Source organism: Winogradskyella algicola (assembly GCF_005869935.1).
In the GTDB taxonomy this organism is placed as follows: Bacteria; Bacteroidota; Bacteroidia; order Flavobacteriales; family Flavobacteriaceae; genus Winogradskyella; species Winogradskyella algicola.
The window spans coordinates 41,543-54,130 of the sequence record NZ_SZQF01000007.1 but is presented as its reverse complement, the minus strand read 5'-3'; the positions used below and the strand labels follow the sequence as shown (position 1 = coordinate 54,130).

Annotated in this window: 10 protein-coding genes; all 10 read left to right on the top strand. The window is 33.4% G+C overall.

What is annotated here, in order from left to right:
• Positions 1–2: 2 nt before the first annotated feature.
• The 10 genes from FC091_RS11455 (at position 3) to FC091_RS11410 (ending at position 12,531) form a co-directional block, all read left to right on the top strand.
• Positions 3–689: an LOG family protein gene (locus tag FC091_RS11455; protein WP_138434421.1), complete on the top strand. Its 687-nt coding sequence runs from the start codon at positions 3–5 to the stop codon at positions 687–689.
• A gap of 21 nt (positions 690–710) precedes the next feature.
• Positions 711–1,985, top strand: coding sequence for a T9SS type A sorting domain-containing protein (locus FC091_RS11450; protein WP_138434420.1), 1,275 nt, complete (start codon positions 711–713; stop codon positions 1,983–1,985).
• A gap of 65 nt (positions 1,986–2,050) precedes the next feature.
• Positions 2,051–4,828, top strand: coding sequence for a gluzincin family metallopeptidase (locus FC091_RS11445; protein WP_246035889.1), 2,778 nt, complete (start codon positions 2,051–2,053; stop codon positions 4,826–4,828).
• A 155-nt stretch (positions 4,829–4,983) separates the two neighbouring features.
• A complete protein-coding gene (locus FC091_RS11440) occupies positions 4,984–7,395 on the top strand; it encodes an alpha-ketoacid dehydrogenase subunit alpha/beta (protein ID WP_138434418.1) in 2,412 nt (803 codons plus the stop codon).
• A 137-nt stretch (positions 7,396–7,532) separates the two neighbouring features.
• Positions 7,533–8,387: a polyphosphate kinase 2 gene (gene ppk2 / locus FC091_RS11435; RefSeq protein WP_138434417.1), complete on the top strand. Its 855-nt coding sequence runs from the start codon at positions 7,533–7,535 to the stop codon at positions 8,385–8,387.
• On the top strand, positions 8,387–9,214 hold the full coding sequence (gene ppk2 / locus FC091_RS11430; protein ID WP_138434416.1) for a polyphosphate kinase 2: 828 nt from the start codon (positions 8,387–8,389) through the stop codon (positions 9,212–9,214). The genes ppk2 (FC091_RS11435) and ppk2 (FC091_RS11430) overlap by 1 nt, the downstream gene beginning before the upstream one ends.
• Positions 9,215–9,299: 85 nt before the next feature.
• A complete protein-coding gene (locus FC091_RS11425) occupies positions 9,300–10,910 on the top strand; it encodes a class I SAM-dependent methyltransferase (protein ID WP_138434415.1) in 1,611 nt (536 codons plus the stop codon).
• Positions 10,911–11,183 (top strand): DUF202 domain-containing protein, encoded by a 273-nt coding sequence (locus tag FC091_RS11420; RefSeq protein WP_138434414.1) that lies wholly within the window; start codon positions 10,911–10,913, stop codon positions 11,181–11,183.
• 25 nt (positions 11,184–11,208) lie between these two features.
• Positions 11,209–11,682 carry a hypothetical protein gene (locus FC091_RS11415; protein WP_076614934.1) on the top strand — a complete coding sequence of 158 codons (474 nt, stop codon included), beginning with the start codon at positions 11,209–11,211 and terminating at the stop codon, positions 11,680–11,682.
• Between the two features lie 45 nt (positions 11,683–11,727).
• Positions 11,728–12,531, top strand: coding sequence for a class I SAM-dependent methyltransferase (locus tag FC091_RS11410; protein WP_138434413.1), 804 nt, complete (start codon positions 11,728–11,730; stop codon positions 12,529–12,531).
• Positions 12,532–12,588: the final 57 nt, after the last annotated feature.

Below are 12,588 nucleotides of genomic sequence, written 5' to 3'. Positions count from 1 at the left end.
ATATGAGAAAAGAAAGCAAGCATAAAGGCTGGAATGAAATAAAAACCAATGACTCATGGGCAATTTTCAAAATCATGGGAGAGTTTGTAAATGGTTACGAAAAGCTTAGTAAAATTGGACCTTGTGTCTCTATATTTGGATCTGCACGTACAAAACCAGACCATAAATATTATCAACTAGCTGTGGATGTGGCTCAAAAAATTGTCGAACATGGCTACGGTGTTATTACTGGTGGTGGACCAGGTATTATGGAAGCAGGTAATAAAGGTGCTCATATTGCAGGCGGAACTTCTGTTGGATTAAATATAGATTTACCTTTTGAGCAGCACGATAATCCTTATATAGACAATGATAAGAGTCTAGACTTTGACTATTTCTTTGTGCGTAAGGTAATGTTTGTAAAATATTCTCAAGGGTTTGTTGTAATGCCAGGAGGTTTTGGCACTCTAGACGAACTTTTTGAGGCAATCACACTTATACAAACTCACAAAATTGAAACGTTTCCTATCATTTTGGTCGGAAAAGAATTTTGGGGAGGATTGTTTGATTGGGTTAAGACCACTTTACTAGAAGCAGGAAATATAAGCCCTAAAGATTTAGACTTAATTCACTTAGTAGACTCAGCTGATAATGTTATAGATATCTTAAATAAATTCTATAAAGAATACGGATTAAGTCCAAACTTCTAATTTTTCCTATTTTTATAGTCTATGAAAAAGAAAAAAATAGGTTTCTTAATCTTCGGATTACTAAGCATTATTAATATTTCTGCACAAGAAACTTTCAAGGTTATGTTCTACAACTTACTGAATTATCCCTTGGAAGATGCTGTGCAAGGACGCGAACAAGACTTGTTTATTATTTTAGAACATTACCAACCAGACTTGTTTTTAGTTTGCGAACTTAATAACATTACAGGTGCCAATAACGTTCTTAGCCTTACAAGATCGGCAATAAATCCAAATTTTGAGATGGCAACTTATGTTTCCAATACTTCTGATGACAATTTTGGAAATCAAAACGACCTTCAGAATTTATTGTATTACAATAGTTCAAAGTTTAGTATTGAAGAAGAAATTATTGTTCCTACAGACTTGAGAGACTTTAATGTCTATAGAGTACGTTTAGATACTGTTGACCAAGATATTAATCCAATTGACGTTTATATTATTATTTGCCACCTAAAGGCTTCGAGCGGTACAACAAACGCTCAAAGACGCTTTGAGATGGTAACTGAATTAGATGCATACTTAGAAACATTACCATCAGACTCTAACATTCTTTTGGGTGGTGACCTTAATTTATATACATCTTCAGAGCCTGCTTTTCAAGAGCTTATAGATCCTGGTGACAATATTACGTTTGTAGATCCACCAAACCGAATTGGAAGTTGGCATAACAATTCTAGCTATGTGGATGTCTTTACCCAATCAACAAGAACACAGACTGGATTAGGTGGTACAACTGGTGGTTTTGATGATCGTTTTGATTTTATTTTAACCTCTGAAAACATGATCAGTACTGCTGATATTATCTATGTACCCAATTCTTATCAGGTATACGGTAATAATGGACTAACTTCCTGTTATAACAGCGCTATTAATTCTTCAAACTGTGGCGGTGTTAACTCCGAATTTTCGCAAGAAATTAGAGATTCATTACATAATTTCAGTGATCATTTGCCTGTGACTTTGTCGCTAGAAGCTGATGTTACACTCTCAACCAACGATCACTCACTAAAACCTCAAGAAATAGTTCTTAGTAACACATTAGTTGATTGTAAATTAAGTGTTTACATCAGCCAACCTCAACTATTTAACAAACCTCTATATGTTTACAATAATTTAGGCCAATTAGTTGAAATTCTTCAGACTAACTCCAATAAAAATCAAACATTTAATATTGTTAACCTTAGTGAAGGTGTTTACTTCCTTAAGTTCTCTAAACCAAACTTTAAAGCCTTAAAATTTGTTGTTTCGCATTGATTAAAAGACTTCTCATATCGTTTATATTTATGCTCTTCTACGTATTTGCGTATGGCCAAAATTTTATGGACATCAATGCAAACGTAGATGTAGAAACAAAGACCATTACTATATCCCAAACTATCATTTATAAAAATGAAACAAATGATAGTCTTAACAAAATATTTTTACACGACTGGAATAATAGTTACTCTTCTAAATCTACACCCTTAGCTAAAAGATTTGAAGAAGAGTTTAGTACTAAGTTCCACCTTGCCAAAAGTGAACAACGTGGTTTTACATTAATTACAGGCATTACAGATAATACAGATAAAACAGATCTTGACTTTGAATATTTGGATGCGCATCCAGATGTTTTAAAGGTTGATTTAAGCAAAACTGTTTTGCCTGGAGAATCTTACAACATAAACCTCAGCTATATTTTGGTATTACCAGATGCCACATTTACAGATTATGGTTTTACAAAAAATCGAGATTTTGAGCTTAAATACTGGTATATAACACCTGCGGTGTTTGATGGAAAATGGCATTATTACAGTAACAAAAACCTAGACGATTTATTTGTACCTAAATCAGATATTAAAATTACCATTGAGCATCCTTTGAATTATAGATCGAATTCTGAGTTAGATATATTGACTTCTGATCTAGATATAAAAAGAAAAAGACAAACCACTACTTATTTTGGCAAAGAGCGAACAGATACATATTTAGCACTTCAGAAGTTTCCATTTTTTAAATCCGTTCAAACCGACGATTTAATAGTAGTATCTAACATAAACGAAAAAGGCTTACCTGGCCCAGAAAAAGCAATTTTAACTGATAAGATTTCGCGTTTTCTAACTGAGAACTTAGGCAAGTATCCTCACAAAAAACTTTTGATAACCACTATAGACTACAATAAAGATCCTTTGTATGGACTCAATCAATTACCAGATTTTTTAAGACCATTTCCAGACCAATTCCAATATGAATTAAAATTACTAAAAGTTGCCTTAAAAAAATACTTAGCGAATATTTTATTATTAAACCCAAGAAAAGAACATTGGTTGTCTGAAGGTCTTCAAATTTACTTTATGCTAAAGTATGTAGAAGAATATTACCCAGATACGAAACTACTTGGAACTTTAGCTAATATTTGGGGGATTAGAGCTTTTCATGCCGCAGATGTAGACTTCAATTTTCAGTATTTTTTATATTCAATGGAAATTGCGAGAAAGAACAGAGATCAGCCATTGACTACTTCAAAAGATTCATTGATTAAGTTTAATGCCAATATAGCTGGGAAGTATAAAGCTGGTGTTGGGCTCAACTATTTAGATAAGTTTACAGACGACATTGATTTATCTAAAACAATTACAGAGTTTTTAAAACAGAATAAACTCAAACAAGATATAAGTATTGCTGATTTTGAAGATTATTTAAATAATAAAACATCAAAAGATATTGATTGGTTTTTTACCGATTACGTTGGCACACGTAAAAAAATCGATTTTAAAATTAAACGTGTTGAAACTACAGAAGACTCTATAAAAGTTACTGTAAAAAACAAGCGTAATAATAGTATGCCAATTTCATTATTTAGCATTAATAATGATTCTATTATTGGTAAGCAATGGGTAGAAAATATTAAAGGCACAAAAACCATAAGTCTTCCTAAAGATGATACAGAGAAATTTGTGTTGGATTATAATAATATAATACCTGAGTTTAATCAACGTGATAATTACAAAACGGTTAACGGTTCATTTTTTAGCAACAAACCTCTACAATTTAGGCTATTTAAAGACATTGAGGATCCGTACTACAACCAAGTGTTCTTTATGCCCTTAGTAGAATTCAACAACATTTATGACGGTTTAACACTTGGGACCAAGGTTTATAACAAAACCATATTAAGAAAACGTCTTAATTATAGATTTTCGCCCCAATATGCCACAAAATCTAAATCACTAACAGGCTCTACTTCTATTTTTTATACTCACAACATAGAAAACAAGAACTTATTTGACATCACTTATGGAATTTCTGCTGGTTATCAATCTTTTGCTGAAGATGCTTTCTTTACTACAATAAGACCCTCTCTTACACTTAGGTTTAGAAATGATAAAGATTTTAGAGCAGATCAGATAGATAATATAACTGCAAGATATGTTAGTATAACACGAGACGTCGGTGAGAATGCCATCGTAGAGATTGACGAACCAGATTACGGTGTTTTCAACCTTAGATACACACACTTTAATCCTGGGCGAATCAACTTCTCAAGTTTCAGCACAGATTTACAACTTGCAAGTAATTTTAGTAAACTCTCAGCAAGTTATGAGTTTAGAAAATTAACCAAGAGTAACAGAAATATCAATCTGAGACTGTTTGCTGGTGTATTCTTAAATAACGATACCGATCCAAATTCTAACTATTTTAGTTTTGCCTTAGACAGACCAACCGATTACTTATTCGATTTAAACTATCTAGGTCGTTCTGAAGCTGCTGGCTTATTTAGCCAACAATTAATTATTACAGAAGGTGGTTTTAAATCTATGTTAGAAACGCCTTTTGCAAATCAATGGATGACTACTGCCAACTTTAGTACCTCAATTTGGAGATATATACAGGCCTATGGTGATATTGGTTTGGTTAAAAATAAATTTGATAGCGCTCACTTTGTCTACGATTCTGGTGTTAGGCTTAACCTTGTTGAAGATTTTTTTGAACTCTATTTTCCTGTATATTCTAACCTAGGCTGGGAAATTGCAGAACCAAATTATGGAGAACGCATTCGGTTTATAATTACTGTAGATCCTCAAGTGCTTTTAGGTCTTTTTAGACGTAAATGGTATTAGCATATTCTTACTAAAATGTTAATTTTTTGTTTTTTTTTAAATAAAACCTAACAAAAACACAATTCTATTGAGAATTATTTAAAATTATCCATCTTCCAGCTATTGCACAAAAGGTCTATGTTTAGTACATTTGTAAGACTTAATATTCTGCCAATATGAAAACAAATCCCAACACAAAAACGGAAATAACTTTCGAAGATTTTAAAACAGAAGTAATCAATGATTACAAACTTGCGGTAACGAGTAGAGAATGTAGTTTATTAGGTCGTAGAGAAGTTTTAACTGGTAAGGCTAAGTTTGGGATTTTTGGTGATGGTAAAGAAGTACCACAAATTGCATGGGCAAAAGCGTTTGAAAATGGTGACTTTAGATCCGGTTATTACAGAGACCAAACGTTTATGATGGCTATTGGAGAATTAACCATAGAGCAATTCTTTGCAGGTTTATATGCAAATACAGATTTGAGCGAGGAGCCAATGTCTGCTGGTCGTCAGATGGGAGGACATTTTGCCACACATAGTTTAGATGAAAATGGGAATTGGAAGAATCTAACAGAACAAAAGAATTCTAGTGCAGACATCTCTCCTACTGCTGGTCAAATGCCAAGATTATTAGGTTTAGCACAGGCTTCTAAAATTTATAGGAATGTCGAAGGTATAGACACAACTAACTTTTCTAAAGAAGGAAATGAAATTGCTTGGGGAACCATAGGCAATGCAAGTACAAGTGAAGGTTTGTTTTTTGAAACCATCAATGCTGCAGGTGTACTGCAAGTACCAATGGTTATTAGTATTTGGGATGATGAATACGGTATTTCTGTTCATGCAAGACATCAAACAACAAAAGAAAATATTTCTGAAATACTAAAAGGCTTTCAACGAGATAAAGATACTAATGGGTATGAAATCTTTAGAGTAAATGGGTGGAATTATGCTGAATTAATAGACACCTACCAACGTGCTGCAAAAGTTGCAAGAAAAGAGCACGTACCTGTTATGATTCATGTACAAGCACTTACCCAGCCACAAGGTCACTCAACATCAGGTTCTCATGAGCGTTACAAAAACAAAGAACGTTTAGCATGGGAGGCTGAGTACGATTGTAATGCCCAGATGCGTCAATGGATGATTGACAATAATATTGCTACAGATGAAGAACTGTCTACATTAGAGAAGGAGATAAAAAAAGCTGTGAGAGATGGTAAAAAAGCTGCTTGGTCTGCTTTTATAAATCCAATGAAAGCTGAAAAAACTGAGGTTGTTTCATTATTAGAATCTTTAGAAAAATCGAGTTCAAACGGTGTCTTTATATCAAAGTTAAAGAATGATTTAAATGCTATTGACGAGCCTATTCGTAAAGATATTTTGTCAACAGCGCGTAAAGCATTACGTTACGTTATTTCAGAAACATCAAATGAGAAAATTGCACTCCAAGATTGGATAGATAATTATATCGAAAAGATTCAACCTAAATATAGTTCTCATTTATATAGTGAGTCTGAGTCAAAAGCCGAGTATCAATCGGAAGTATTACCTACTTACAATGCTGATGCCACAGAAGTTGATGGACGCGTAATATTAAGAGATAATTTTGAAGCCATTTTCAACAATTATCCTGAAGCTTTAGTATTTGGTGAAGATGCAGGGCATATTGGCGATGTTAATCAAGGCTTAGAAGGTTTACAGGAAAAGTTCGGTGAGCTTAGAGTTTCTGATACTGGTATACGGGAAGCTACAATTTTAGGTCAAGGTATCGGTATGGCTATGAGAGGTCTAAGACCAATTGCTGAGATTCAGTATTTAGACTACATACTTTACGCTCTGCAAATAATGAGTGATGATTTGGCTACTGTACAATACAGAACCAAAGGCCGCCAAAAAGCACCATTAATCGTAAGAACCCGTGGTCATAGACTAGAAGGTATCTGGCACTCTGGTTCTCAAATGGGTGGAATCCTTAACCTAATTAGAGGTATTCATGTTTTAGTACCTCGTAACATGACTAAAGCTGCTGGTTTTTACAACACGCTTCTTGAAAGTGACGAACCTGCGCTTATCGTAGAATGTCTTAATGGTTACCGCTTAAAAGAAAAAATGCCAAATAATATCGGTAAGTTTAAAACACCTATTGGAGTTGTTGAAACTATTAAGGAAGGAGAAGATATTACACTTGTATCTTACGGATCTACACTTCGCCTTGTGGAACAAGCTGCAAAAGAATTACTAGAGGTTGGTATTGATGTCGAAATCATAGATGTACAATCTTTATTGCCTTTTGATTTAAATCATGACATCGTTAAGAGTATTGCAAAAACTAATCGTGTTATGGTTATTGACGAAGATGTAAAAGGTGGTGCTTCGGCCTATATTTTAGATCAAATCTTAAATGAACAAAACGCTTATCAATATTTAGATAGCCAGCCAAAAACGTTAGCTGCTAAACCGCATAGACCAGCATATGGTACGGATGGAGATTATTTCTCTAAACCATCAATAGAAGATATTTTTGAAGCTGTTTATGACGTAATGCATGAGACAAACCCTAATGATTTTCCTAAGTTAAGATAGATTAACTTACATTTAAACTTCACAAAGCCTTTCAATAAATGAAAGGCTTTTATTTTACTCTCAACCTAATGATATTTATCATAAAATTTCTACTTACTAAGGTTTAAATTTGATATTCACCATATCAAATTTAATGCATGCTAACACAAGATACACTAACAACTTTTAGAAAACACTCAGACATAATTTCGTATTTAGAAAAACATAAAGCAGAAGACCCATTGTTTCAAACTGCTTTAGAGAAATATGAATATGAAAAAGAGCTACTTCTACTGCAGGCCGAACTTGTAGATTTTCAAAGATGGGTTCAAAAAGAAAATAAAAGAATCGCTATAATTTTCGAAGGACGTGATGCCTCAGGCAAAGGCGGAACCATAAAACGTTTTAAAGAACATTTAAATCCCAGAGCAATGCGTATTGTCGCATTAAATAAACCTACGGAAGTCGAAAAAACACAATGGTATTTTAATCGTTACATTAAAGAACTGCCAAATGCAGGTGAAATTGTGTTTTTTGATAGAAGTTGGTACAACAGAGCTGTGGTAGAACCTGTAATGGGATTTTGTGACAAAATACAATATAATCGATTTATGATTCAGGTACCAGAATTTGAGCATATGCTTTACGAATCTGGCACACACATCATAAAATTTTGGTTTTCAGTATCTAAAGAAGAACAACAAAGACGTTTTGAAAGCCGACTGAACAATCCATTAAAAAAATGGAAATTTAGTCCTGTTGATGAAAAAGGCCAAGAGCTGTGGGATGAATTTACCACATATAAAAACCAAATGTTTTCGAGAACTCACAATGCATTTGCTCCTTGGGTGATTATTAAATCAAATGATAAAAAACGAGCGCGAATAGAGAGCATTAAATATGTGCTTAGCTTATTTGATTACGACAACAAAGGAAACAATTACAAGTCTATACTACCAGACCCAAACATTGTACAACGTTATTTTAGAAACTCAATTCAATTAGATCAATAATGAGTCCATTAAGAAATTTATCCGATAAAGAATTAAGTATTATCAATACTAAGAAAGGCTTAGGTGCTTTACTAAGACAAAGCCACTTAGATATCAACAAAACGGTAAGAAATGTTAAATACGAAAAACGTCTAGAAAAACTTCAGGAAGAAATGCTCATTCTTCAACAATGGGTTGTAGCCAATAACAAAAAAGTTGTGATTTTGTTTGAAGGTAGAGATGCTGCCGGAAAAGGGGGTGCTATTAGACGCATCATTCAACATTTACCACCAAGAGCCATACGCGTTGTTGCCTTACCAAAACCAAACGAAACAGAAGTTGGTCAGTGGTATTTTCAACGTTATATAAATCGTTTACCAAACAACGGAGAAATCGTATTCTTTGATAGAAGTTGGTATAACAGAGCTGTTGTAGAGCCTGTAAATGGTTTCTGCACAAAAAAGCAATACGAGGTATTTATGTCGCAGGTTAATGAATTTGAAAAAATGATACAAGACTCTGGTATTTACTTACTAAAACTTTATTTCTCTATTACAAAAGCTGAACAGGAGCGTCGTTTCAATGATATTATTAATACTCCAACAAAAAAATGGAAATACAGCGATGTAGACAGACGTGCTTTAGCCTTATGGGATGACTATACTAAATACAAAGAACTTATGTTTAAAAAAACACAAGAATATGCACCTTGGAAGGTTATTAAAGCCAACAGAAAAACAAATGCTAGAATTAGAGCCTTTGAGTATATTTTAAAAATGATACCATACGAAACCAAAGATTTAGAAACCGTAAGGCCTAGAACAATACGATCAATTTTAAATGAATAGTAATCTCAATGTATTTTAAAATACAGATCTAAAACCATCATTTTTATGATGGTTTTTTTATATTTAAATACTAATAAAAGTCTTCATGCTAACAAAGTCAGATAAATCTCAACTAAGAGGTATAATTTTTCGTCATTTAGATGGTATAGCCACAGCAACTTCAGCATTTGCTTTGCACAAAAAGCAAATTCTAGGCTATATCTTAGAAAAAGAATCTATTACTTTAAAATCACTTTCTGACATTTTTGACGCTAATGAAGGCTACCTTAATGTAGCGCTTAGAGTTTTGTGCTCTCAAGGCTGGCTTAATCAAGACCTTAATAATAAAGACAATACAATAACATACACTACCAATGAAAAGTCTGAAGCAGCATTTCAATTAGTGTATCTTTATGAAGATGCTGTAAACCTATTACGCTATTCTGATAGATTTGCAACTGAAAAAATGATAAGTACAGATGCGTTTATTGCATTAGAACGCATTTTTAAAAAGTTTGAAAACAACTTTGGTCTAAACATTTCGGATGAGACTTCAATAGAATACCAAATCTACAAACATATTGAAGGCACAATTGCAGGACCTATTATTGTTTTGCTAGGCGTTAATGGGTTGTTTCACAAGTATTTTATGGAAGCCTCTTTTACAGCTGAAGAATACCATAAAGATCCTGAAAGCTTTAAAAAAATCCTCGATTTCTTTTCGCATTTAGGATGGTTTAAAAAGAAACGAGATACGTATCAATTTACAGACAAAGGCCTCTTTTTTGCAAAACGTGCCAGCGCTTATGGTGTAACCGTATCGTATTTACCAACATTTTTACAACTAGACGAACTTATTTTTGGTAATCCATTAGTACTTAAAACAGACTCGCCAAATGATACTGAAAAACACGTACATCGCGAAATGAATGTTTGGGGAAGTGGTGGTGCTCATGCCACGTACTTCAAAGTTATAGATAAGGTGATCATCGATTTATTTAACAGACCTATTGACCACCAGCCAAAAGGCATTTTAGATATGGGTTGTGGTAATGGTGCATTTATAGAGCATATTTTTAATATTATTGAGCAACAAACCCTTCGTGGTAAACTATTAGATGACCATCCATTATTTTTGGTTGGAGCAGATTTTAACAAAGCCGCTTTAAAGGTTACCAGAGCCAACCTCATTGCAGCAGATATTTGGGCTAAGGTGATTTGGGGAGACATTGGCAGACCAGATCTTTTAGCTTCAGATTTAAAAGAAGATTATAATATAGATCTCAAAGATTTACTCAATGTTAGAACCTTCTTAGACCACAATCGTATTTGGGAAGCACCAAACAGCAACTATGATTTTATTAGCACATCAACAGGCGCATATGCTAGTGCTGGTAATCGATTAAATAATAATGATGTAGAAGCCTCACTATTAGAACATTTAAGTAAATGGAAGCCTTATGTAGATAAATTTGGTCTCTTAATTATAGAACTACACACTATTGACCCTTCTCTAACAGCTAAAAATATTGGTAAAACTGCAGCTACAGCTTATGATGCCACTCATGGTTACAGTGATCAATACATTGTAGAAGTTGATGTGTTTAGAAACATCGCAGAAAAAGCTGGTTTAGCACCAGACGACATGCACTTTGCTAAATTTCCTGATAGTGAATTGGCAACTGTAAGTATTAATTTATTAAGAGGAAAAGATTAAATGCCCGAAATTAATAAAGACGAAAGCAAACCATTAACAACTCGCGATTGGCTTGCCATAGAACGTACCAAGCTTGCTAACGAACGTACTTTTTTAGCTTACTTTAGAACATTTTTGGTCATTCTCGGTACAGGAGTCACTATTTTGAAACTAGAGTTCTTTTCAGATTTAAAATCTTATGGTATTATTCTTATCATAGCCTCTGCTTTTATTCTAACTATAGGTGTTTATCGATTATTTAGAGTGAAACGCACCATTAGAAAACACTATTAAATTTACTTTAAAAGATTATCTCTAAATGAAGATAGCATCTATCGTTACCATAAAAAAAGAACTTCAACATTTGCCAAAGGAAGATTTATTAGAGCTTTGTCTTCGTCTTGGTAAGTTTAAAAAAGAGAATAAAGCACTACTCACCTATTTATTATTCGAAGCACATGACGAAGATGGCTACATTACAAGCGTGAAATCTTCGTTAGATGAATTATTTGATGGTATAAATACAGATAGTTACTTCTACATGAAAAAAACTATCCGGAAGATTTTGCGTCAGATTAGAGTTTACAGCAGATATTCTAACAAAAAATCTACTGAAGTTGAGCTCCTACTCTACTTTTGCGAGCAACTAAACGAACTGAGACCATCTATACATAGAAACAGAACACTGAGTAATCTATACCAAAGACAAATTCTGGCTTTAGAGAAAAAAATCAGTGTACTTCATGAAGATTTACAGTACGATTATAATTTGCAATTAGAAGCACTTCGGTAATTTTTCAATACACTATATTTGCCTTCAAATTTTTAGCAGCAAAAAATGAATAAAGCGAAACTATCTAACCTATTAAGGCAACTCAATCTTATTTACGTTGCTGATCTTATTAGATTTCGCATTCAAAAATTCAAAAATAGAAAAGCTAACGCTCAGTTTAAAAAAGTACATCCAGACGTTGTACTTCCGCCAGATTACCTAATGTATGAGTCATTCCAAATGAATTATGATAAATACTACAATGGTGGACGAAACATGGCTAAAACCCTATCGGAATACTTAAAAAAACACATAGAATTAAAGAATAAAAATGTTCTAGATTGGGGCTGTGGACCAGGCAGAATTATCAGGCATATGCCAGAAGTAATAAATAATGGCTGCCAATTCTTTGCAACAGACTACAATAAAAACTCTATAGATTGGTGCTCTAAAAACTTACCAAACATCCAGTTTAATAAAAATGAACTGGAAGCCAAACTACCATACAAAGACAATTCAATGGATGTTATCTATGGTATTTCAATTTTTACACACCTCTCAGAGCAAATGCATTACAACTGGTTTAAAGAATTACTTCGTGTCTTAAAACCAAATGGTATTATGCTATTAACCATGCATGGAGATAATTTTAAAGTAAAACTAACTGAGGCTGAGCTTTCAGATTACAACCAAGGTAATTTAGTGGTTAGAGGCAGTATTAAAGAAGGTCACAGAACTTATGCCGCTTTTCACCCAGAGGCATTTGTAAAAGATTTATTTAAAGCAACAACTGTTTTAGAACACATACAGTTGACCTCAGACACAAAATCTTGGGTACCACAAGACATCTGGATTATTAGAAAACCGTAACATACTCTTAAACTTGACAAATGTCATAGTAATTGTGAAGTAGAATTTAGAACTTTA

Excerpts from the sequence above, each read along its gene's own strand:
- FC091_RS11455 (WP_138434421.1), top strand. The coding sequence starts at position 3 with ATGAGAAAAGAAAGCAAGCATAAAGGCTGGAATGAAATAAAAACCAAT.
- FC091_RS11450 (WP_138434420.1), top strand. The coding sequence starts at position 711 with ATGAAAAAGAAAAAAATAGGTTTCTTAATCTTCGGATTACTAAGCATT.
- FC091_RS11445 (WP_246035889.1), top strand. The coding sequence starts at position 2,051 with ATGGACATCAATGCAAACGTAGATGTAGAAACAAAGACCATTACTATA.
- FC091_RS11440 (WP_138434418.1), top strand. The coding sequence starts at position 4,984 with ATGAAAACAAATCCCAACACAAAAACGGAAATAACTTTCGAAGATTTT.
- ppk2 (WP_138434417.1), top strand. The coding sequence starts at position 7,533 with ATGCTAACACAAGATACACTAACAACTTTTAGAAAACACTCAGACATA.
- ppk2 (WP_138434416.1), top strand. The coding sequence starts at position 8,387 with ATGAGTCCATTAAGAAATTTATCCGATAAAGAATTAAGTATTATCAAT.
- FC091_RS11425 (WP_138434415.1), top strand. The coding sequence starts at position 9,300 with ATGCTAACAAAGTCAGATAAATCTCAACTAAGAGGTATAATTTTTCGT.
- FC091_RS11420 (WP_138434414.1), top strand. The coding sequence starts at position 10,911 with ATGCCCGAAATTAATAAAGACGAAAGCAAACCATTAACAACTCGCGAT.
- FC091_RS11415 (WP_076614934.1), top strand. The coding sequence starts at position 11,209 with ATGAAGATAGCATCTATCGTTACCATAAAAAAAGAACTTCAACATTTG.
- FC091_RS11410 (WP_138434413.1), top strand. The coding sequence starts at position 11,728 with ATGAATAAAGCGAAACTATCTAACCTATTAAGGCAACTCAATCTTATT.